General features: G+C 66.9%; 19 protein-coding genes. 13 read left to right on the top strand and 6 right to left on the bottom strand.

What is annotated here, in order from left to right:
* Positions 1-7 precede the first annotated feature (7 nt).
* Positions 8-544, top strand: coding sequence for a PhnA domain-containing protein (locus GVY41_RS10025; protein WP_161345962.1), 537 nt, complete (start codon positions 8-10; stop codon positions 542-544).
* Positions 545-700: 156 nt separating this feature from the next.
* On the opposite strand, the gene GVY41_RS10020 is transcribed toward GVY41_RS10025, so the two are convergent.
* Together GVY41_RS10020 and ettA are read right to left on the bottom strand one after the other, a co-directional pair.
* Positions 701-859, bottom strand: a complete 159-nt coding sequence (locus tag GVY41_RS10020) for a DUF3309 family protein (RefSeq protein ID WP_161345961.1) — start codon at positions 857-859, stop codon at positions 701-703.
* Positions 860-1009: 150 nt separating this feature from the next.
* Positions 1010-2665 carry an energy-dependent translational throttle protein EttA gene (gene ettA, locus GVY41_RS10015; protein ID WP_161345960.1) on the bottom strand — a complete coding sequence of 552 codons (1656 nt, stop codon included), beginning with the start codon at positions 2663-2665 and terminating at the stop codon, positions 1010-1012.
* 128 nt (positions 2666-2793) lie between these two features.
* On the opposite strand from ettA, the gene GVY41_RS10010 reads away from it, so the two are divergent.
* Positions 2794-3423, top strand: coding sequence for a nicotinate-nucleotide adenylyltransferase (locus GVY41_RS10010; protein WP_268234504.1), 630 nt, complete (start codon positions 2794-2796; stop codon positions 3421-3423).
* Positions 3424-3481: 58 nt separating this feature from the next.
* Positions 3482-4990: a D-alanyl-D-alanine carboxypeptidase/D-alanyl-D-alanine endopeptidase gene (gene dacB, locus GVY41_RS10005; RefSeq protein ID WP_161345958.1), complete on the top strand. Its 1509-nt coding sequence runs from the start codon at positions 3482-3484 to the stop codon at positions 4988-4990.
* On the opposite strand, the gene GVY41_RS20605 is transcribed toward dacB, so the two are convergent.
* Together GVY41_RS20605 and GVY41_RS09995 are read right to left on the bottom strand one after the other, a co-directional pair.
* On the bottom strand, positions 4978-6603 hold the full coding sequence (locus GVY41_RS20605) for a glycosyl transferase family 90 (RefSeq protein ID WP_161345957.1): 1626 nt from the start codon (positions 6601-6603) through the stop codon (positions 4978-4980). The two genes, dacB and GVY41_RS20605, sit on opposite strands and share 13 nt — an antisense overlap.
* Positions 6604-6693: 90 nt before the next feature.
* Entirely contained in the window at positions 6694-7065 is a 372-nt protein-coding gene (locus GVY41_RS09995; RefSeq protein ID WP_170301172.1) for a tellurite resistance TerB family protein, read from the bottom strand.
* 195 nt (positions 7066-7260) lie between these two features.
* On the opposite strand from GVY41_RS09995, the gene GVY41_RS09990 reads away from it, so the two are divergent.
* On the top strand, positions 7261-8838 hold the full coding sequence (locus GVY41_RS09990; protein ID WP_161345955.1) for a lysine--tRNA ligase: 1578 nt from the start codon (positions 7261-7263) through the stop codon (positions 8836-8838).
* Here GVY41_RS09990 and GVY41_RS09985 read toward each other — a convergent pair.
* On the bottom strand, positions 8835-9722 hold the full coding sequence (locus GVY41_RS09985; protein WP_161345954.1) for a CHAD domain-containing protein: 888 nt from the start codon (positions 9720-9722) through the stop codon (positions 8835-8837). The two genes, GVY41_RS09990 and GVY41_RS09985, sit on opposite strands and share 4 nt — an antisense overlap.
* Positions 9723-9874: 152 nt before the next feature.
* On the opposite strand from GVY41_RS09985, the gene GVY41_RS09980 reads away from it, so the two are divergent.
* Both GVY41_RS09980 and GVY41_RS09975 read left to right on the top strand, forming a co-directional pair.
* Positions 9875-10291 carry a DUF4864 domain-containing protein gene (locus GVY41_RS09980; RefSeq protein WP_161345953.1) on the top strand — a complete coding sequence of 139 codons (417 nt, stop codon included), beginning with the start codon at positions 9875-9877 and terminating at the stop codon, positions 10289-10291.
* A 185-nt stretch (positions 10292-10476) separates the two neighbouring features.
* Positions 10477-12771, top strand: coding sequence for a glycosyl hydrolase family 28-related protein (locus GVY41_RS09975; RefSeq protein ID WP_161345951.1), 2295 nt, complete (start codon positions 10477-10479; stop codon positions 12769-12771).
* A 53-nt stretch (positions 12772-12824) separates the two neighbouring features.
* Here GVY41_RS09975 and GVY41_RS09970 read toward each other — a convergent pair whose 3' ends face one another.
* Positions 12825-13310, bottom strand: a complete 486-nt coding sequence (locus tag GVY41_RS09970) for a HugZ family pyridoxamine 5'-phosphate oxidase (protein ID WP_161345949.1) — start codon at positions 13308-13310, stop codon at positions 12825-12827.
* Between the two features lie 102 nt (positions 13311-13412).
* Between GVY41_RS09970 and GVY41_RS09965 the strand changes: the two genes are divergently transcribed.
* The 7 genes from GVY41_RS09965 to GVY41_RS09935 all read left to right on the top strand — a co-directional run bounded on the left by GVY41_RS09965 (position 13413) and on the right by GVY41_RS09935 (position 22811).
* The gene (locus GVY41_RS09965; RefSeq protein WP_161345947.1) at positions 13413-15065 is read left to right on the top strand and encodes a SulP family inorganic anion transporter; all 1653 of its coding nucleotides are present in this window, start codon (positions 13413-13415) and stop codon (positions 15063-15065) included.
* Positions 15066-15438: 373 nt separating this feature from the next.
* Entirely contained in the window at positions 15439-17376 is a 1938-nt protein-coding gene (acs, locus tag GVY41_RS09960) for an acetate--CoA ligase (RefSeq protein ID WP_229726024.1), read from the top strand.
* A gap of 15 nt (positions 17377-17391) precedes the next feature.
* Entirely contained in the window at positions 17392-18084 is a 693-nt protein-coding gene (locus GVY41_RS09955) for an adenylate kinase (RefSeq protein ID WP_229726019.1), read from the top strand.
* A gap of 66 nt (positions 18085-18150) precedes the next feature.
* Positions 18151-18408 carry a DUF4212 domain-containing protein gene (locus GVY41_RS09950; RefSeq protein ID WP_161345945.1) on the top strand — a complete coding sequence of 86 codons (258 nt, stop codon included), beginning with the start codon at positions 18151-18153 and terminating at the stop codon, positions 18406-18408.
* Positions 18409-18421: 13 nt separating this feature from the next.
* Positions 18422-20362, top strand: coding sequence for a sodium:solute symporter family protein (locus GVY41_RS09945; RefSeq protein WP_161345943.1), 1941 nt, complete (start codon positions 18422-18424; stop codon positions 20360-20362).
* A gap of 78 nt (positions 20363-20440) precedes the next feature.
* A complete protein-coding gene (locus tag GVY41_RS09940) occupies positions 20441-22279 on the top strand; it encodes a DUF294 nucleotidyltransferase-like domain-containing protein (protein ID WP_161345941.1) in 1839 nt (612 codons plus the stop codon).
* A 10-nt stretch (positions 22280-22289) separates the two neighbouring features.
* Entirely contained in the window at positions 22290-22811 is a 522-nt protein-coding gene (locus GVY41_RS09935) for a hypothetical protein (protein WP_161345939.1), read from the top strand.
* The last annotated feature ends 2 nt before the right edge of the window (positions 22812-22813 follow it).

Genomic DNA, 22813 nt, shown 5'->3' with positions numbered 1-22813 from the left:
GTGGAGCATGGCACAGATCGACGAGTTGAGGGCCCGCGCTGGCGGGGTTTGCGAAATCTGCGGGGCGGCAGGAGACCTGGCCGCGGTGGAGGTTCCGCCCTCCGGGGAGGAGGCGCTGCTCTGCGCCATCTGCCGCGGCGAGGCCGAGGCGCCGTCCGGGCATTGGCGCTGCCTTGAGGGCGCGATGTGGTCGGGCGTTCCGGCGGTTCAGGTGCTGGTCCACCGCCGCCTCTCGGGCATGGACGAGCCTTGGGCCCGCGAGGCGCTGGAGGGGATGATGCTGGACGCCGCGACCCTTGCCTGGGCCGAGACGGGGAAACCTCTGGCCGGGATCGAGCACCGCGACGCCAACGGCGCGTTGCTGGCGCAGGGCGATACCGTGGTGCTGATCAAGGACCTGCAGGTCAAGGGCGCCGGCTTCACGGCCAAGCGTGGCACGGCGGTGCGCGGCATCAGCCTTGTGACCGAGAACGCCGCCCAGATCGAGGGCCGCGTTGAAGGCCAGCGGATCGTGATCCTGACCGAGTTCGTGAAGAAGAAGTAGCAGCGCCCGAGTCTGGTCCGGGTCCCGCGGCTAGTCCGGCGGCCGGGACAGCGGCACTGCGGGGCGGCAGGTGGTCTGGCCGGGGGATGCCTTGCGGGGAGGATTGCGCGGAAGGCCGGATGGCCTTCCGCGCGTGATCCGGTCAGATGCGTCCGGTCAGATCCGGCCCATCAGGACCAGGATCAGCAGGACCACCACGATCAGGCCGAGGCCGCCGGAGGGGCCATAGCCCCAGGCGCGCGAATGGCCCCAGGTGGGCAGCGCGCCGACAAGCGCCAGGATCAGGATGATGAGGAGAATGGTGCCGATTGTCATCGAAGAGCCCTTTCAAGGATGGGCCAGAAGTGGCCGTCCTGTCACAAGCCCGTGTGCGGGCGAAAGGTTCCATCGCACGGCCCCGTGAGGCCGCCACAGATGCACCGCCGTTGCCAACGGGGCGCCGCTTTCCGGCAGCGCCCCCTGCGCTCAGCGCGTGAACTTCTTGTACTTCACCCGCTTCGGCTCTACCGAATCCGGCCCAAGCCGGCGGATCTTGTCCTGCTCGTAATCCTCGAAGTTGCCCTCGAAGAACTCCACATGCGCATCGCCCTCGAAGGCGAGGATGTGCGTGCAAAGCCGGTCAAGGAAGAAGCGGTCGTGCGAGATGATCACCGCGCAGCCCGCGAAATCCTCGATCGCCGCTTCCAGCGCCTGCAGGGTTTCGACGTCGAGGTCGTTGGTCGGCTCGTCAAGCAGCAGAAGGTTCCCGCCCTCTTTCAGCAGCTTGGCCATGTGGACGCGGTTACGCTCGCCGCCCGACAGCAGGCCGACCTTCTTTTGCTGGTCCGAGCCCTTGAAGTTGAAGGCGCCGACATAGCTGCGGCTGGCAATCGCGGCATCGCCCAGCTGGATCATCTCTGCCCCGCCAGACACCTCTTCCCACACGGTCGCATTCGGATCGAGCGCATCGCGCGACTGGTCCACGAAGGACATCTTCACGGTATCGCCGATCACCACGCTGCCCTCGTCGGGCTGCTCGTCGCCGGTCAGCATCCGGAACAGCGTCGACTTGCCGGCGCCGTTCGGGCCGATCACGCCGATGATCCCGCCCGGCGGCAGGGTGAAGCTGAGGTTCTCGATCAGAAGCTTGTCGCCCATCGCCTTCTTCAGGCCCTCGACCTCGATCACCTTGTTGCCAAGACGCGGGCCGTTCGGGATGACGATCTGGGCCTTGCCGACACGGTCCTTGACCGACTCGTCCGCCATCTTGTTATAGGCGGCGATCCGGGCCTTGGACTTGGTCTGCCGGGCCTTGGCGCCGGAACGGATCCACTCCAGCTCCTTCTCCAGCACCTTTTGCTTGGCCTTGTCCTCGCGCGCGTCCTGCGACATGCGCTTGGCCTTCTGCTCCAGCCAGCTGGAATAGTTGCCCTCCCACGGGATGCCGCGCCCGCGCTCCAGCTCGAGGATCCACGAGGTGATGTCGTCGAGGAAGTAGCGGTCGTGGGTAACGCACAGGATGGTGCCGCGATATTCGATCAGGTGCTTTTGCAGCCAGGCGATGGTCTCGGCATCGAGGTGGTTGGTCGGTTCGTCCAGGAGCAGCATGTCGGGCGCTTCCAGCAGCAGCTTGCACAGCGCCACCCGGCGCCGCTCGCCGCCCGAAAGCGTGCTGACCGCGGCCTCGTCCGGCGGGCAACGCAGGGCTTCCAGCGCCACGTCGACCTGGCTGTCGAGGTCCCACAGGTTCTGCGCGTCGATGATGTCCTGAAGCGAGGCCATCTCGTCCGCCGTTTCGTCGGAATAGTTCATGGCGAGTTCGTTGTAGCGGTCGAGGATCGCCTGCTTGGCGGCCACGCCCAGCATCACGTTGCCGCGCACGTCCAGCGTTTCGTCCAGCTGCGGCTCTTGCGGCAGGTAGCCGACCTTGGCGCCCTTGGCATGCCAGGCCTCGCCCTGGAAATCCTTGTCCATGCCGGCCATGATCCGCAGCAGCGTGGATTTGCCCGAGCCGTTGACGCCGACCACACCGATCTTCACGCCGGGCAGGAAGTTCAGGTGGATGTTCTCGAAACACTTCTTGCCGCCCGGATAGGTCTTGGACACGCCTTCCATGTGATAGACATACTGATAGGACGCCATAAGACATCTCCTTGCGAGGGAATTGGTTGCCCTTCATCTAGTGAATGAAGGCCGAAAGGGCAATCCGTGCTTGGAGCCGGCGAAGTGCAACGTATATGACGGCCGGGTGACGGCGCGGGGGACGCAGGGTGGATCGCAGGGAACGGGCCGGACTTGTCCGTGCGGGGCTGCCGGTGGCACGGGCGGGCATGACGATCGGCCTGCTGGGCGGGTCGTTCGACCCCGCGCATGACGGCCACGCCCATATCACCCGCGAGGCGCTGAAGCGGTTCGGGCTGGACCGGGTCTGGTGGCTGGTCAGCCCCGGCAACCCGCTGAAATCCGAAGGCCCCGCGCCGTTGGCCCGGCGGATGGCGCAGGCGCGGCAGGTGATGCAACACCCGCGGGTCGTGGTCACGGACATCGAGGCGCGCCTTGGCACCCGCTACACCGCAGAAACGCTGGAACGGCTGATCGCGCTGTATCCAGGGGTGCGCTTCGTGTGGCTGATGGGCGCCGACAATCTGGCGCAGTTCGACCGCTGGCAGCGGTGGGAATGGATCATGCAGCATGTGGCGGTCGGGGTGATCGCCCGCCCCGCCAGCCGGCTGACCGCGCGGGTGTCGAAGGCCGCCGAGCGGTTCGAGCGCGCGCGGATCCCGGCCGAGTCGGCCGGGCTGCTGGCCCGCCTGCCGCCGCCGGTCTGGTGCCTGGTGAACGTGCCGATGGTCAACATCTCGTCAAGTGCCATCCGCGCCAGTGGTGCATGGCGCCGCTAGGGTTGCCCGCGGGCCTTTGGCCGGGTTAAATCTCCCGCATGTGGGAAGGGGCTTCAGCATGACCGGATTTTCGCGGCGTTTCGTTCTGGGCGGGCTGCTGTCCGGTGCGGCAAGCGCCGCGCTGGCCGAGGCACCGCTGACCTCGCTGCGCCCGATGCCGCGGGCGGGTGGCGCCGTCGCCGTTCCCTCAGCGCCGACCGCGACCCGCACGGCCGCCTCGGCCGAGGCGCTGGTGGCCGCAGCGCAGCTTGGCGGCAAGGTCGGTTTTGTCGTCGCCGATGCCCGCACGGGCCTCGTGCTCGAGGCGATGAACGGCGCCGAGCCGATGCCGCCCGCCAGCGTGTCGAAGGCGATCACCGCGCTTTACGCGCTGGAGCATCTGGGCGCCGGCCACCGCTTTGCCACGCGGCTGATCGCCACCGGCCCGGTGCAGGGCGGGCGGCTGGCGGGCGATCTGGTGCTGGCGGGGGGTGGCGATCCGACGCTGTCCACCGACACGCTTGGCGACATGGCCGCGGCCCTGCGCGCGGCGGGGATCTCCTCTGTCGCCGGGCGCTTCGTGGTCTGGGGCGGGGCGCTGCCCTTCGTGCGCGCCATCGACACCACGCAGCCCGACTATCTGGGCTACAACCCCGCCGTGTCCGGCCTGAACCTCAATTTCAACCGCGTGCATTTCGAGTGGAAGCGGGCGCAGAGCGGCTATCAGGTGTCGATGGACGCGCGGGCCGAACGCTTCGTGCCGAAGGTCTACACCACACGCATCGCCGTCGCCGACCGCGACCGCCCGGTCTATACCTATTCCGACCGCGGCGAGGTCGAGGAATGGACCGTGGCCCGCACCGCGCTTGGCAAGGGTGGCAGCCGCTGGCTGCCCGTGCGCCGGCCCGAGCTCTATGCCGCCGACGTGTTCCAGACCCTTGCCCGCGCGCAAGGGATCACGCTGCCCACGCCGCAGGTCGCCAAGTCGGCGCCGCGCGGCACGGTGATCGTGGAACGCGCCAGCGACACCCTGCGCCCGGTACTGCATGACATGCTGCGCTTTTCCAACAACCTGACGGCCGAGGCGGTGGGCATGTCCGCCTCGATGCAGCGCGGCGGGGTCCGGGGCCATGCGCAATCGGGCCCGGCGATGTCAGACTGGCTGAAGGCCCGCGCCGGGGCCGGCACGGCGCGGTTCGTGGACCATTCGGGGCTTGGCGGCGCCTCGCGAATCTCTGCGATGGACATGGTCACGGCACTGGCGCGGCTGGGGCCGGGGCAGGCACTGCGCGGCATCCTCAAGGAGTTCACCCTGCGCGACGCCAATGGCAAGGTGATGCAGAACCACCCGGTGCAGGTGGATGCCAAGACCGGCACGCTCAACTTTGTCTCGACCCTCGCGGGCTGGATGACGGCGCCCGATGGCACCGATCTGGTCTTCGCCATCTTCACCGGCGATGTGGCCCGCCGCGATGCGATTCCCGATGCGCAGAAGGAGCAGCCACCCGGAGCGCCGGAATGGGTGCGCCGGTCCAAACGCCTGCAACAGCAGCTGATCGAACGGTGGGCGGCGGTTTACGGCGCCTGAACCGAGGCGGCCTCGGCCACCATCCGCAGCCAGGCGCGGCGGGTCTCGGCATTGGCGATCCGGGCACAGACATCGCGGGCGGCCTTGGACATCTGCTGGCAAGCCGCGGGGTTGCCCCGCGCCCACTCCAACCGCTCCTCCAGATCGACAGCCCCCGGCGCCAGCGGAATGAAATGCTCCCAGGGGTGGAACGCGCCGGAATAGAACAGCTCCCAGCCATCCTCCTCCTTCAGCACCACGCCTTGGGTCTGCGCCGCGGGCAGGAAGTTCGACCCGCCATCGCGGCCCGACAGGCTCAGCAGATAGCGGAAGCCGTGGAACCACGCGGGCGGCATCCGCGGCCCGCAATAGGGCGCCAGCAGTGGATGCCGCGCCGCGCCCGCGTGATGGGGTGGCAGGGCCACGCCCAGGTCGAAGCCCGCCCGCCCGGCAAACCGCCGCACCACGCTGTAGCGCGTCGTCGCCAGCAGCTCCCGCTCCAGCGCCGCATCTGCTGCCCCCGGCCCGCGCGCCAGATCGGCCAGCACCAGATGCGCCCCGCGCCCCGGGCCGGCGCCAGCATCCAGCACCGCGACCGGCCGCCCCGACAGGTTGCCCCGCCACGCCGCTACATCGGCCTTGTCGGCCCAAGCCACCCTATCGGCCTCCTGCGCCGTCACATGGGACGGCGCCCCCGGCGTGTGATAGCCCGGCAGCGGCCAGAGCAGCATGTTGCCGGTGCCCCCCGCCGGCCGGTTATAGACCAGCAGCGGCTGGCGAGGCGCGCCGGTCGCCGCGGTGCCAAAGCCGCGCCGGTCCTCAAGGTCCATCCGCAGCGCCCGGCGATGGCCAAGCGCCCATAGCTCGTTCACCGCGCCCTCCACCCGCTCCAGCTTGGGGATGCCCGGCTGCGCCAGATAGCGCCGCGTGCCGGAAGGCAGATCCTCGGCCACGATCGGCAGCGGCAGCTTCTGGCTGCCCAGGATGCGCCCCGCGCCGTCCCAGCGGGCAAAGAGCGCGCTGAAACGCTGCGGGCCGAGCCGCTGCGGGATCGCCGGGTCTGACCGGGTGCAGAAATCGGCGATGGCTTGGGCAAAACCGAGATCCGGCGCGGGGGCGACAATCTGCGCAGGGGCCGCCAAGGGCGCAGGCTTCGGCGCGGGAGGACGCGGTGCCGCCCCTGCCAGCCCCAGATCCGGCATGGCCGTCGCCAAAGCCCCCGCCCAATCCCCGTCCATATCCAGCACCCGGAACCGCGGGTCGCCCGCAAACAGCCGGTTGCACAGCGCGTGATGCTCGTCCCAGTCGCGCCGCCAGATGCCGGGCAGCGCGGCCTCGGCGCAGCCCAGATGCAGCGCCCACAACCGCCGGCTCTGGCCGCCATCATGGTGCCAGCGCGAGGCCACCCAAGCCTCGCGGTCGCGCCGGGGCAGCAGCAGCCAGCAGTCCGGGAAATGCCGGCGCAGGAAGGCGGGGTCGCGGAACGGCTGCAACGGCGGCAGGTGCGGCTTGTGCAGCCGGTTCATCGCGCCGAACAGCACCCCGCGCGGCCATGTTGCCAGCGGCACAGCCCCAGTGGCGCGGGCATAGGCCAGATCCTCGGCCAGCCGGCCCCCCACCCAGATCCGCGTCACATGGCCCGCGTCCTCGAACAGCCGGGCGATGGCACCGGTGCCGCAGCGGTCGAACCCGATGACGAAGACGCGCGGCGGGATGATCGCCGCCTACAGCGTCATGTGGCGGGCGCGAGAGCCGCGCTCGATGGCGGCGGCGTGCAGGCGGTCGATGTTCAGCTCGTGCCGCAGCTCCTCCAGCAACCGCAACTCGGCCTGTCCAATCTTCACGTCCGAGGCCGCGACATCGCAGGCCAGTGCATAGGCGGTCTCATGTAGCCGCTCCGTCAGCCCGTCGCGGACAAGGCCGAACAGCGCATCGAGCCCGTCCTCCTCTTCCATCAGCGTATAGACCGTCTCTGCGATTACGCGGATGCGGTCGGGGTCGTAATTGCCGAAGACCGGCAGGCTGTCCACCATGCGCTCGATGGCCAGCAGCTCGGCGGTGCGGATGGTTTCGTCCGACACCGACACCGCCACCATGACGGCGATCAGCGCGTCCTGGGGGGAAAACGAGGGCAGGGGTTTGCTCACTGGGATGGTCCTGTGATGGGTGGCCCATATAGGGGGCACTTGTGCAGATTATTGACGATGGCGGGGCCGTTCAATAGGTGGGGCAGGTCGAAGTCCCGATTGCGGCGCAAGGGGTGCCGCGCCTTTGACGAAGGTATACCGAAAATGACGACGTTGCGCGATGCCGCCATGAACTCCAAAGCCTGGCCTTTCGAGGAAGCGCGCCGCGTGCTGAAACGGTATGAAAAGAAGGCACCGGAAAAGGGCCATGTGCTGTTCGAGACCGGCTATGGCCCCTCGGGCCTGCCGCATATCGGCACCTTCGGCGAGGTTCAGCGCACGACGATGATCCGCCGCGCGTTCGAGATCATTTCCGACATCCCGACGCGGCTGCTGTGTTTCTCCGACGATATGGACGGAATGCGCAAGGTGCCGGAGAACGTGCCGGACGGCGACATGCTGCGCGAGCATCTGCAGCGCCCGCTGACCGCGGTGCCGGACCCGTTTGGCGAGTATCCGAGCTTTGGCGACCATAACAACGCCATGCTGCGGCGGTTCCTCGACACGTTCGGGTTCGACTACGAGTTCGCCAGCGCGACCGAGTATTACAAGGCCGGCAAGTTCGACCACATGCTGCAGATGTGCTGCGAGCGCTATGACGCGATCATGGAGATCATGCTGGCCAGCTTGCGCGAAGAACGCCAGCAGACCTATTCGTGCTTCCTGCCGATCCATCCCGAGACGGGCCGGGTGCTCTATGTGCCGATGAAGAACGTCGATGCGCGCGAGGGCACGATCACCTTCGATGATGAGACCGGGCGTGAATGGACGCTGCCGGTGACGGGCGGCAACGTCAAATTGCAGTGGAAGCCCGATTTCGGAATGCGCTGGGCGGCGTTGGATGTCGATTTCGAGATGTATGGCAAGGATCACAGCACCAACACCCCGATCTATGACGGGATCTGCCGGGTGCTTGGGGGCCGCGCGCCGGAGCATTTCACCTATGAGCTGTTCCTTGATGAGAACGGCCAGAAGATTTCAAAATCCAAGGGCAACGGTCTGACCATCGACGAATGGCTGACCTATGCCGCGACCGAGAGCCTTGGCTACTACATGTACCAGAAGCCGAAGACGGCAAAGCGCATGTATTTCGACGTGATTCCGAAGGCGGTGGACGAGTATCACCAGCAGCTCAAGGCCTATCCGACGCAGGACGCCGCGGCGCAGCTGGCCAATCCGGTCTGGCATATCCACGGCGGCAACCCGCCCGAAAGCCATATGGTGGTGCCGTTCGCCATGCTGCTGAACCTGGCCAGCGTGGCGGGGGCGAAGGACAAGGCGGGGCTGTGGGGCTTCATCCAACGCTATGCGCCTGAGGCGTCGGCAGAGGCGAACCCCGATCTGGATGCGGCGGCGGGCTATGCGCTGAGCTACTTCCGCGACTTCGTGGCGCCGACGCGGGTGTTCCGCGCGCCGACGGAAGTGGAGCGGGCGGCGATGCAGGATCTGGCGGCGCGGCTGGGGGACTGGCAGGGCGGGCTGGACGCGGAAGCCTTGCAAAGCCTTGTTTTCGCTGTCGGAAAGGACCACGGGTTCGAGCCGCTGCGCGACTGGTTCACCGCGCTTTACGAGGTGCTTCTGGGCGCGAGCCAAGGGCCGCGCTTTGGCGGGTTCATCGCGCTCTATGGCGTTGAAGAAACCATCGCGCTGATCGGCAGGGGGCTGGCGGGCGAGCTGGGTTAACGACTGGCCTGCCAGACTTTCCACCAGCTGCCCCAGCGGTCGAGAAGGGCGCGGTCGGTACCGGCGAAGAGGCGCGTGGCGGCGGCATGCGCCTTTTTCTCCAGCTTTTCCTGACGCTTGCGGGCGAGGGCTGACAGCGTTTCATGGTCGGAGGTCGACAGCGCCTCGCCATCCAGCCGGTCAAGGAACACGGCGATGTCGTGATGCTCGCCCAGCCATTCGCCGATGTCGTCGGCGGTGGCGACATGCGGTTGCATCATCTCGGGCCAGATCGGGATCAGCAGACGTGATTGATACCAATGATCTTTTACCCGTTTGCGCCAATCGTGGATGGTTTCGGCGCCGGGGGCTCGAAGCGCCTGCTTCTGGCGTTTCTTGGCCTTTTCCCAAGTGGTTGCGAGGCCATCTTCAAGCAGATTGAGAGCTTTGCCCCGTAACTTCCAATCCGGTACCCGCAGCAGCGACTCCTGAACCGCCAACCGGAAGGCCGCCAGCGCCTCGGCGGCGCCATCGTCGCGGGTGTCTTCCTGGTGGCTGGCGAGGGCGGCGCGGAGGTGGTCCAGCGCGTCCGCGGCCTCGGGCGGGGCCTTGGCGGCGATGCGCTCGAGCGTGGCGCGCAGCACCTCGGCGTCGCGCAGGCCGGAAATGCCGCGGGCGGCGTCGCGCAGTGCGGCGTTTTCGAGGTCATAGCCGGGAAAGTTGGGGCGCACGAGGCGGATCAGCCCGCGGATCATCTTCACATGCTTGCGCAGGCCGTGGACCAGCTTTGCCTCGGGGATCGCGGGATCGTCCATTTCCGACAGCGCGGCCGTGAGTTCCTCGGCGGCGATGCGGCGCACGGCGGCGGCGGTGTCGAGATCGGCGAGGTCGAAGGCATAGGCCATGGCGGGTTCCTTTTGGCGGGCAGGCTAGCGCACCCGGCGCGGGAAGCATATCGGGCAAACGAGGGGCAGGCTGCGGGATTATTTGCCGCGTCGATGAACCAAACGCGGTCGATTTGCGTATCGTTCCCATTGCCCCGTGAAAGGACCGTGACATGCGCTGCACCGTTCTTGCCTTTGGACTTGCCTTGTTTTGCTGGGCGCCCGCCGCGGCGCAGGAAACCACCGTGACCGCCGATGCCGGCATCCGCGCCGTGATCGAGGCGCAGATGCAGGCGTTTCGGGCCGGGGATACCGGGGCGGCGTTCTCGCATGCCTCGCCGATGATCCAGCGGATGTTCGGCGGAGTGGACGGGTTCGAGCGGATGGTGTCGGGGCAATACCCGATGATCTGGCAACCCGGTGATGTGCGTTTCCTTGGGTTGCGGCAGGAGCGCGGGCTGCCCATGCAGCGGATATTGCTGAAGGATTCGGGCGGGGCGCTACATCTGTTCGATTACGAGATGACCGAGAGCGGCGGCGTCTGGCGGATCAACGGGGTGTTTCCGGTGGAAGGCGAGACTGGCGCCTGAGGCAGCGCGCGCTCCGGTTAACGGCCCTTAACCCTTTGCCCCTATCCCTGTCTGCGTCGGGGCGGATGAGCCCTGCGACTTTCCGAAAGTGAGTGCGGGTATGTGCGGCGACAGCCGCCAGCACCGGCTTGCCCGGAAGGTCGAAAGGGGTTCCCGGGCGCGGGGTCAAGGACAGGGGTTGTTGCATGAACAAGGCGATCACCGACGGGCTGCTGCTGATGCCGCCCGCATTCGAGGCGGGGCTGGGCGTCTGGTCGAGCGAGAATGGCACCGCCGGATCGGCCACCTATGCGGGGGCAAGCAATGCCGCCATCGTGCCGGCAGATCAGGATTTCGGGAATTGTCTGGAACTTCTGAAAACCGCGTCGACGCAGAAGCTGCGCTTCATGGGCCAGACGCCGCTGCTGCCGGGATGCTATCTTCGCATCACGGCGCGGGTGAAGGCGATCAGCGGCAACCTGCCTTCGATTCGCATTGCCGGCTGGGCGATGGGCGCGGGCGAGGTGCATGTGAACGGGCTGGTGGAGACGGCGCCCGCGGTGGCGCTGACGAGCTATGGCGAGGTGGTGACGGTGCAGGCCATCGTCGGGTCGGGCAGCCGGGGCGGGGTGGACATGGCCTGGGGCACGGCGCCGCTGTATGGCCATTTCGGGCTGGACCTGACCGGCAGCAATGGCGGTGTGGTGCGGATCGACGATCTCGAGATCGAGGACATCACCGGGGCCTTCCTGCGCGACATGATCGCGGTGATCGATGTGCGCGACTATGGCGCCAGGGGCGACGGGGTCAGCAATGACCAGCCGGCCTTTGCCGCGGCGGATGCGGCGGCAGCGGGGCGCACGGTGCTGGTGCCGGAGGGGACCTATTACCTCGCCTCGACGGTGACCATCAATTCGCCGATCCGCTTTGAGGGGCAAGTGACGATGCCGGACAATGCCCGGCTGCAGCTGGCCTACAACTTCGATCTGCCGACCTATATCGACGCCTTTGGCGGCGATGAGGTGCTGGGGTTCAAGAAGGCGTTTCAGGCGCTGCTGAACTTCACCGACCATGACTCGCTGGACATGCGCGGGCGGCGGGTCGAGGTTTCGGAGCCGATCGATATGGCGGCTGCGGTCGGCAACAAGGACAACTTCACCGTGCGCCGGGTGCTGCGCAACGGGCAGTTCAGCGTGGTGGAGGGGCCTGCCTGGGCGCCGACGGTGGTGACGAGCCAGGCGACCTATTCCAGCACCAATTCGAAGATGCTGACCGCGGTGGCCGATATCGCCAATGTGCCGGTGGGCGCGCGGGTCACCGGCAACGGGGTGGGGCGCGAGATCTATGTGGCGGCGAAGAATGTGGGCGCGGGCACGCTGACGCTGAGCCAGCCGCTGTATGGCGGGTCGGGGACGCAGGTCTTCACCTTCACCCGCTTCAAGTACATCCTCGATTTTTCGGGCTTCGCGCAGCTGAGCCGGTTCAACATCGATGACGTGGAGTTCCTGTGCAACGGCCATGCCAGCTGCATCATGCTGGCGCAGACCGGCGACACCTTCCAGCTGCGCGATTGTTCGGTGGCGCGGCCGCGGGACCGGGGCATCACCTCGATCGGGACGGCCTGCCAGTCGCTGTTCATCGACCGTTGCCAACTGCTTTCGAACGAGATGCCGCTGCGGGCGCAGGACCGCACCAGCATTGCCGTGAACGTCAATGCCAATGACTGCAAGATCCGCGACAACCGGGTGGTGCGGTTCCGGCATTTCCTGGTGGCGGCGGGCAATGGCCATATCCTGCAGGGCAACCACTGGTTCCAGGGCGACGAGGAGACGGCGGGGCTGCGGGTGGCCGGGCTGGTGCTGGCCGAGACCAACCTGAAGATGCTGATCGTGGGGAACTACATCGACAACTCGGTGATCGAATGGACCAACGAATACGAGGCGACGCCGAATTTCGCCAACCAGTATTCCTTCGGCGGGCTGACCATCACCGGCAACATCTTTACCGCCAATGATGTGGCGCCGTGGTTCAACTGGCTGGTGATCAAGCCCTATGGCACCGGGCATTTCGTGCAGGGCCTGACGATGACGGGCAATGTGTTCAAGACGCTGAACGGGCCGATCACCCGGGTGGAGGGGGTGGATACCACCTTTGGCGGGCTCGACATGGCGCGGATGCGCAACGTGATCATCGAGAACAACACCTTTACCGCGGTGGATCAGGTTACCGCCTCGCCGGTGTTCCTGCAGCACGATCAGGCGACCGAGGCCGCGACCTGGACGGTGACGCCGGGGGCGTTCCTGCCGTTCGGAGGCTGGGTGCGGAACGTCGAGAGCGTGGTGGCCGAGGGGATGATCACCACGGCGAGCGGGGCGCGGGTGAGCGAGATGCCCTTTGTGCAGGTGGAGCAGGGGAGCGCCAAGCAGGAGGTGCGGGTGAACTGGTCGACGGCCTGCAAGGGACGGATGCAGCTGAAGGTGCGGGTGGATAACCCGAACTGAAGGACGGCCGAACTGACGGGGGAAGGGCGGTGCTGCGGCGCCGCCCTTTGCCGTTAGGCGAGGTCTTCGGGCGCCAGCACGAAGGCCCGGCCGAAGCCGCCGTTGAGGGCGGCGCCGAGGGGGCGCAGGCGGACGAAGCTGAAATCGGCGAAGTCGATGTAGAGTTTGGATTTGGGGTGGCTGGCGAGCCAGAGGGTGCGCAGGGCGGCGTGGTCGGGGCTGGTACGGTCCACGAACTCGGCCAGCGTGTCGAGCGAGAGGCGCGGGTGGGTGAGGGGGTCGCCTTTCGGGCCGGGCTCGCCCACCAACAGGCCGGCGCGGGGGGAGGCTTGGAGCGCCTTGGTGTGGGCGGAGAGGGAGGAGATCAGCGTCAGCGGCAGGCCGGCGGCGTCGAGCCCGAGCGCGATGCGGGTGACGGCTGGGGCTCCGCTGCCGGGGGTCAGCACCGCGAGGGCGGCGAAGCGGGCGGTGGTGATGAGGCTGCGGGCGAGGGCGCGGGCCTCGTGATCGGTCGGGCGGATGGGGGAGGGCTCGTCCATGCTTTGTCCTTTGCGGGTGCGGCTTGACAAGTCACGGCGGCGGCGGACAGTCTGGCTTTGATTTCAACCGCATTTTGCGGCTTCTCTGGCTAGCGTGCATAGATGGACGAGGCAAGCCGGCGCAAAGCCGCATCCTTCAGCGAACAGTATCTGCCGAAACTGGTGACGGTGCTGCGCGAGGGCTATGGGCCCGGCGCGCTGAAGGCCGATGCGCTGGCGGGGCTGACGGTGGCGATCGTGGCGCTGCCGCTGTCGATGGCGATTGCGATTGCCAGCGGGGTCGGGCCGGAGCGGGGGCTTTATACCGCGATTGTCGGCGGGTTCCTGGTGTCGCTGCTGGGGGGCAGCCGGTTCCAGATCGGCGGGCCGGCGGGGGCATTCATCGTGCTGGTGGCGGCCTGCGTGGCCGATATCGGCGTGGGCGGGCTGCTGCTGGCGACGTTCCTTTCAGGGTTCGTGCTGATGGCGGCGGGGGCGCTGCGGCTGGGAAGCTACATCAAGTTCATCCCCTATCCGGTGACGGTGGGCTTTACCGCCGGGATTGCGGTGATCATCTTTGCCAGCCAGATCAAGGATCTGCTGGGGCTGACGCTTGGCGGGCCGGAGCCGGCGGAGATTGTCCACAAGATCGAGGCGCTGTGGGCGGCGCGGGGGACGTTCTCGGTTGCCGCGCTGGCGCTGGCGGCCGGGACCATCGCGCTGATCGAGACGGTCAAGCGCTGGCGGCCCCGCTGGCCGAGCCTGCTGATCGGGATCGTGGCGGCCTCGGTGCTGGCGGCGGTTATGGGGCTGCCGGTCGAGACCATCGGCAGCCGGTTTGGCGCGCTGCCGCGGGTGCTGCCGGTGCCAAGCTTGCCCGACCTGTCGGGCGATGCGTTGTTGGCGGCGCTGCCCTATGCGGCCAGCTTCGCGCTGCTGGGGGCGATCGAATCGCTGCTGTCGGCAGTGGTGGCCGACGGGATGAGCGGGCGCCAGCACCGCTCCAACGGCGAGCTGGTGGCGCAGGGCGTGGCCAATATCGGCTCGGCGCTGTTCGGCGGCTTCTGCGTGACCGGGACCATTGCACGCACCGCGACCAACGTGCGGTCGGGCAGCCGGGGGCCGGTGTCGGGGATGCTGCACGCACTGTTCCTTCTGGCCTTCATGATCGTGGCGGCGCCGCTGGCCGCCTATATCCCGCTGGCGGCACTGGCGGGGCTGCTGGCCATCGTCGCGTGGAACATGGCCGAGAAGGAAGAGTTTGCCGGGCTGGTCCGCGCCAGCCGCGGCGACGCGGCGGTGGTGATCGTGACCTTCCTGCTGGTGGTGTTCCGCGACCTGACCGAAGGCATCGTGGTGGGCTTTGCGCTTGGCGGCCTTGTCTTCATCCACCGCATGTCGGAGGCGGCGCGGATCGAGCCGCACGGGCCCGAGGCCGGAACGGAGAGCCATGACCCGGGCGTGGTGGTCTACCGGCTGCACGGGGCTTTCTTCTTTGGCGCGGCAGCAACGCTGGGATCGGTGCTGGACCGGATCGCGGCGCGCCCCCGGGCCTTTGTGGTGGATTTCACCGAGGTGCCGTTCCTGGACAGTTCCGGCGCCCATTCCTTCGAGACGCTGGCGCACAAGCTGCACCGGCGCGGGGCGGTGCTGTATCTGACCGGCACCAGCGCCGAGGTGCGGCGGGCACTGCTGGCGCAAGGCGTGCGCGAACCGCTGGCGCGCTACCTGCCGGATATCGACGCGGCGCTGGAGGCGGCGCAGGCGACGGGCTGAGCGCTGATTCGCGCGCCGAATCGCACACGCTTTGCGGGAAGTTTGCAAACTCGGCCAGTGCTGTGACGCAGCGTCACATGCTGCACCGCGGCTTCACCAGACCGTGAACGGGCAATCGGTTGTTTTCCCATACCAAACCGTGCGGCCCTGCGAAGAGTTTACAGTATTACCTATTTGCTTGTGAATACGTTTACAAAAAAACTATTCGAATAAAAGGGGTTACGCATTTTCGCCGCATTGGTTTACAATGCCCGCAATTGGACAGCCTGTGCCCGTTGTCGCGGGGAGGGCGCTGCCGCGAAGGTCTGCGGCGGACGAGTTAGGGGAGGATGCCGACGTGACCGTGCAAAACCAGATCCAGGGCGAGGCGGACGTGGTGCGCGAGGTGCCGGCGCACTTCACCGGCGCCCATGCCGATGCCGCGAAATACCAGAAGATGTACGCAGAATCGATCAGCGACCCGGATGCGTTCTGGGGCCGCGAGGGTCAGCGGCTGGAGTGGATCAAGCCCTATACCAAGGTGAAGGACACCGACTTCACCTTCGGCAAGGTCAATATCAAGTGGTACGAGGACGGGGTCCTGAACGCCTCGGTCAATTGCGTGGACCGGCACCTGAAGGACCGGGCGCTGCAGACCGCGATCATCTTCGAGCCCGATGATCCGAAGACCCCGGCGCAGCACATCACCTATCGCGAGCTGTCGCGGAAGGTGAACCAGATGGCAAACGTGCTGCTGAGCCAGGGCGTGATGCGCGGCGACCGGGTGGTGATCTACCTGCCGATGATCCCCGAGGCGGCCTATGCGATGCTGGCCTGTGCGCGGATCGGGGCGATCCACTCCATCGTCTTCGCGGGCTTCTCGCCCGATGCGCTGGCGAACCGGATCAACGATTGCGGCGCCAAGCTGGTGATCACCGCCGACACCGCCCCGCGCGGCGGCCGGCGCACCCCGCTGAAGGCCAATACCGATGCGGCGCTGCTGCATTGTTCCGACAAGGTGCGCTGCCTTGTGGTCAAGCATACCGGCGACCAGACCAGCTGGGTTCAGGGCCGCGATGTCGATGTGAAATCGCTGATGGATCAGGTGAGCCCGGAATGCCCGCCGCGCCCGATGGGCGCCGAGGATCCGCTGTTCATCCTCTATACCTCGGGTTCGACCGGCAAGCCGAAGGGCGTGGTGCATACCACCGGCGGCTATCTGGTCTATGCCGCGATGACCCACCAGTACACCTTCGACTATCAGGACGGCGACGTGTTCTGGTGCACGGCCGATGTGGGCTGGGTCACCGGGCACAGCTACATCATCTATGGCCCGCTGGCGAATGGCGCGACCACGATCATGTTCGAGGGCGTGCCGACCTTCCCGGATGCCGGGCGGTTCTGGGAGGTCTGCGAAAAGCACAAGGTCACCCAGTTCTACACCGCGCCGACGGCGATCCGCAGCCTGATGGGGCAGGGTCCGGAATGGGTGGAGAAGTATGACCTGTCGAGCCTGCGCGTGCTGGGATCGGTCGGCGAGCCGATCAACCCCGAGGCCTGGCACTGGTATGACAAGCTGGTCGGCAAGGGCAATTGCCCGATCGTCGACACGTTCTGGCAGACCGAGACCGGCGGCCACATGCTGACCCCGCTGCCGGGCGCGACGGCGACCAAGCCCGGATCGGCGACCAACCCGTTCTTCGGGGTGAAGCCGGTGGTGCTCGACCCGCAGACGGCGGTTCGGATCGGCGAGACGGAATGCGAGGGCGTGCTGTGCATCTCGGACAGCTGGCCGGGGCAGATGCGGACGCTGTGGGGCGACCATGAGCGGTTCCAGGAAGCCTATTTCGCCCAGTATCGCGGCTACTATTTCACCGGCGACGGCTGCCGGCGCGACAAGGACGGCTATTACTGGATCACCGGCCGCGTCGATGACGTGATCAACGTCTCGGGCCACCGGATGGGCACCGCCGAGGTGGAATCGGCGCTGGTGGCGCATCCGAAGGTCGCCGAGGCGGCGGTGGTCGGCTACCCGCACGAGATCAAGGGCCAGGGCATCTATGCCTACATCACCCTGATGAACAACGAGGAGCCGAGCGACGAGCTGCGCAAGGACCTGATCAAGTGGGTGCGCACCGAGATCGGCCCGATTGCCAGCCCGGACCTGATCCAGTGGGCGCCGGGCCTGCCGAAAACCCGGTCTGGCAAGATCATGCGCCGCATCCTGCGCAAGATCGCCGAGAACGATTTCGGCGCGCTTGGCGATATCTCGACGCTGGCCGATCCGGCGGTCGTCGAGGAGCTGATCGAAAACCGCATGAACCGGAGCTGAAGCGTGGAGGCGATGGTGAACAACGGGTCCCTGAGCAGCGAGACGTCGCCCGCAGTGCTGATCTTGCTGGGGCCCCCGGGCGCCGGCAAGGGCACGCAGGCGCGGATGCTGGAAGAGCGCTTCGGCATGGTGCAGCTGTCGACGGGCGACCTGCTGCGCGCCGCGGTGGGCGCGGGCACGCCCGCGGGCCTTGCTGCCAAGGCGGTGATGGAGGCGGGCGGCCTTGTCAGCGACGAGATCGTGCTGGCGATCCTGAAGGACCGGATGGCAGAGCCCGACGTGACCCGCGGCATCATCCTTGACGGGTTCCCGCGCACCGACGGGCAGGCGAGCGCACTCGATGCGCTGCTGGCCGAGGCGGGGCAGCGGGTGACCGCGGCGATCAGCCTGGAAGTCGATGACGCGGCGATGATCGCCCGCGTCGCCGGCCGCTACACCTGTGCAGGGTGCGGCGAAGGGTATCATGACGAGTTCAAGCAGCCCCATGCGGAGGGGGTCTGCGACAAATGCGGCGGGACGGCGTTCAAGCGCCGGTCCGACGACAATGCCGAAACGGCGAAGGCCCGGCTGGAGGCCTATCACGCCCAGACGGCACCGCTGATCGCACATTACGAGCGGGCCGGCGTTCTGGAACGGATCGACGCGATGGGTGACATCGACGCGATTGCCGGAGCGCTCGCCCAGGTCGTGGGGCGCGTCTCGGCGTAATCAAGGGAGGCCGCCGCCCCGAGCATCGGGACGGCGGGTGGAGAAAAAACTCAGGGAGTAACGCGAATGTCGGACAAATCATCGTCCAACGCCTACTGGGCAGCGAACCTGCGGATCATCGGCATCTCGCTGGCGGTCTGGTTCTTCTGTTCGTTCGGACTTGGCATCATCCTGCGCCCGGCCCTCATGGGCATCCATGTGGGCGGCGCCGACCTTGGTTTCTGGTTCGCCCAGAACGGGTCGATCTATGTGTTTCTGGTCCTGATCTTTGTTTACGCCTGGCGCATGAACAAGCTCGACCGTGAACACGGCGTAGAAGAATAAGGGACCGGGACAGATGGATCAGTTTACCCTCAACCTGATCGTGGTTGGCATCACCTTTGCCATCTACATCGGGATCGCGGTCTGGGCCCGTGCGGGCACCACCGCCGAATTCTACGCAGCCGGCCAGGGCGTACACCCTGTTCTGAACGGCATGGCGACCGGCGCGGACTGGATGTCTGCGGCGTCGTTCATCTCGATGGCGGGCATCATCGCGCTGGCTCCGGCCGGCGGGTATGAGCAGTCGGCCTACCTGATGGGCTGGACCGGCGGCTATGTGCTGCTGGCGCTGCTGCTTGCGCCCTACCTGCGCAAGTTCGGCAAGTTCACCGTGCCGGAGTTCATCGGCGACCGGTTCTACTCGGGCGGCGCACGTCTGCTGGCCGTTGTCTGCCTGATCGTCATCTCGGTCACCTATGTTATCGGCCAGATGCGCGGCGTGGGCGTGACGTTCTCGCGCTTCCTTGAAGTTTCGACCGACACCGGGCTTTATATCGGTGCGACCATCGTGTTCGCCTATGCGGTTCTGGGCGGTATGAAGGGCATCACCTACACTCAGGTGGCGCAGTATGTGGTTCTGATCATCGCCTATACCATTCCGGCGATCTTCATCTCGCTGCAGCTGACCGGCGCGTTCCTGCCGCAGCTGGGGCTTATCGGCACCCACACCGCTTCGGGCGTCGAATTCCTGACCAAGCTCGACCAGGTCGTGATGGAGCTGGGCTTCAAGGCCTACACCTCGGAAACCACCAACATGCTGAACATGTTCCTGTTCACCATGTCGCTGATGATCGGCACCGCGGGCCTGCCGCATGTCATCATCCGCTTCTTCACGGTGCCCAAAGTGTCCGACGCGCGGTCCTCCGCCGGTTGGGCGCTGGTGTTCATCGCGCTTCTCTATACCGTGGCTCCGGCCGTGGGTTCGATGGCGCGTCTGAACCTGACCACGACCATGTGGCCGAACGCCGAGACCGGCAACGCCCTTGATGGCGACGCGATCACCCGCGCCGACATCGACACCAACCCGGAGCTGAGCTGGATCCGCACCTGGGAGAAAACCGGGCTGCTGACCATGACCGACCTGAACGGTGACGGCCAGATCCAGTACTTCGCCGAACCGGCTGCCGTGACGGCTGCCAACAAGGCCCTTGCCGCCGCGACTGCCGCTCTGGCCGCTGCACCTGGAGACGCCGCGGCCACCGCCGCCGTGGCCGAAGCGACCGCCACCCGTGATGCCGCCCTCGCTGCCGCCATGATCGGTGATCAGTCGATGGCCGAACGCGGCTGGATCGGCAACGAAGTGACCAAGCTGGACAACGACATGATGGTTCTTGCGAACCCTGAAATCGCTGCCCTGCCGGGTTGGGTCATTGCCCTCGTGGCTGCCGGTGCGCTGGCTGCTGCCCTCTCTACCGCTGCCGGTCTGCTGCTGGCCATTTCCTCGGCCATCTCGCACGACCTGATCAAGGGTTCGATCAATCCGAACATCTCGGAGAAGGGCGAACTTCTGGCAGCGCGCGTTGCGATGGGCTTTGCCATCGTGGTCGCGACCTACCTTGGCCTCAACCCTCCGGGCTTTGCGGCGCAGGTTGTGGCGCTGGCCTTCGGTCTGGCGGCGGCGACGATCTTCCCGGTGCTGATGATGGGCATCTTCTCGAAGCGCGTGAACAAGGAAGGCGCCATCGCGGGGATGCTGGTCGGTCTGGTCTTCACGGCCGTCTACATCTTCATCTACAAGGGCTGGTTCTTCATCCCCGGCACCAACATGCTGGCCGACATCCCGGCGAACTACCTGTTCGGTATCTCGCCGCTGTCGATCGGTGCGGTCGGTGCGGTCCTGAACTTCGCCGCGGCCTACATCGTGTCGGGCATGACCAAGGAACCGCCGCAGCATGTGCAGGAGCTGGTCGAGTCGATCCGCATCCCGCGCGGTGCGGGCGTGGCCACCGGGCACTGAGCCCAACTGACACTTGCCGCGCCCCTTCAGGGGGGCGCGGCACCCCCTTAACGAGCACGGCCAGGGAACGAGGGCAGGATGGACGACCACGTTCAGGCGATTGTCAGCTTTCTGGAGACGGTGCATCCCTATGACAGCCTGCAGAGGGACGAACTGGTGCGTGTCGCCGGTTCCTTCATCCGCAGGGAATTCCCGGCCGAGACGCAGGTCTATGCCCTGGGCGACCCGCTGGACGGGCTCTACCTGGTGAAACGCGGCGCGGTCGAGGTGCTGGACCGCAATGGCGGGCTGGTGTCGCTGCTGACCGCGCGCAACAGCTTTGGCGAGCGCGGGCTGGTGCGCGACGGGTTGGCGGCCACCACCGTGCGCACGACAGAGCCAAGCGTGCTGCTGATGCTGCCGGCGGCGGAGTTCCGGCGGCTGGTGGCGCTGTCGCCGGCCTTCGAGCGGTTCTTCAACCGCAGCCGCGGGTCCGAGCCGCGCGGCGCCGATATCGCCACGATGAAGATTTCGGAACTGATCGCCCGGCGCCCGCTGTTCTGCGCGCCGGAGACTCCGGTGGCCGAGGCGGCGCGGATCATGCGCGATGCCCATGTCTCGAGCCTTGGCGTGACCGAGCCGCTGCCGGGCGGGGGCGAGCGGCTGCTGGGGATCGTGACCGTGCGCGACCTGTCCAACAAGGTGCTGGCCGAGGGGCGCGACCCTGCGGGGCCGGTGTCGGGGGTGATGACGGCGGACCCGATCTCGCTACCCTCCACCGCGCTTGGGTCTGATCTGCTGCATATCATGCTGGAGCGGCGGATCGGGCACCTGCCCATCGTCGATCAGGGCCGCTTTACCGGCATGATCACCCAGACCGACCTGACGCGGTTCCAGGCCGTCAGCTCTGCCGTGCTGATCCGCGATGTGGCCAATGCCGAGACAGTGGCCGATCTGGCGGCGGTGACGGCGCGGATCCCGCGGCTGCTGGTGCAGCTGGTGGGCGGGCATCACAGCCATGAGGTGGTGACGCGGCTGATCACCGACATTGCCGATGCCGTCACCCGCCGGCTGCTGGCGATGGCCGAGGCGGAACTGGGCACGCCGCCGGTGCCCTATCTCTGGCTCGCCTGCGGCAGCCAGGGCCGGCAGGAGCAGGCGGGCGTGTCCGATCAGGACAATTGCATGATGCTGAGCGATGCGGCGACCGAGGCCGACATGGCCTATTTCCGCGCGCTGGCGAAGATCGTCTGCGACGGGCTGAACGCCTGCGGATATGTCTATTGCCCTGGCGACATGATGGCGACGGCGGATCGCTGGTGCCAGCCGCTGCGGGTGTGGCGCGAGTATTTCCGCGGCTGGATCGCCCGCCCCGACCCGATGGCGCAGATGCTGTCGAGCGTGATGTTCGACCTGCGCCCCATCGGCGGCGCCGCCAGCCTGTTCCGGGAGCTGCAGGCAGAGACGCTGGCCGAGGCCGGCAAGAACTCGATCTTCGTGGCGCATATGGTGTCCAACAGCCTCAAGCACACGCCGCCTTTGGGGCTGATCCGCGGCTTTGCGACGATCCGGTCGGGCGAGCATCGCCACCATATCGACCTGAAGATGAACGGCGTGGTGCCAGTGGTCGATCTGGGGCGGATCTATGCGCTGATCGGCCACCTGACCGAGGTGAACACCCGCGCCCGGCTGATGGCGGCCGAGGATGCGGGCGTGATCTCGGCCAGCGGCGCACGCGATCTGGTCGAGGCCTATGACCTGATTGCCACGATGCGGCTGGAAAGCCAGGCGCTGCTGGTCAAATCGGGACGCAAGCCCGACAACTACCTCGCGCCGTCGGACCTGTCGGATTTCGAGCGCAGCCACCTGCGCGATGCCTTCGTCGTTGTGCGCACCATGCAATCTGCCATCGGGCACGGAAAAGGCGCGATGAGTTGAAGGAATACCCATGCTGATCGACATCGTCTCCCTGATCGCCATCGGCGCGGCCCTGGCCGGCACCTATGTGGCGGTGAACCGGATGACCGGACGGCGCCTGCCGCGCTGGCTGCTGCCCGCCTCGCTGGGATTCGCGATGATCACCTTTGCGGTGTGGAACGAATACACCTGGTTCAGCCGTGTGAAGGCGGCGCTGCCGGAGAGTGTGGAGGTGGTGCTGCCGGTGAAGGAAAGCAGCTTCTGGCGGCCCTGGTCCTATGCGCTGCCGATGGTTGCGCGGTTCATCGCGGTGGATACGGCCGCGGTGCAGCGCTCGGCCGAGGCGCCGGGGCTGGTGAGGACCGAGGCGATCCTGGTGCAGCGTTGGGCCAAGACGCAGCGGGTGCCGGTGGCGTTCGACTGCACGGACGGGCGCCGCGCCGATCTGGCGGGCGGCGCGCAGCTGGCGGCGGACGGAACCTTGACGGGCGGCGCCTGGATCGAGTTGCCGGCCGATGATCCATTCATGTTGGCGGCCTGCCAAGGGGGGTAGCG

It is taken from the genome of Frigidibacter albus, assembly GCF_009908165.1.
GTDB lineage: Bacteria > Pseudomonadota > Alphaproteobacteria > Rhodobacterales > Rhodobacteraceae > Frigidibacter > Frigidibacter albus.
Note: the sequence above shows the minus strand (reverse complement) of the source record. Positions and strands in the feature narration are given on the sequence as shown.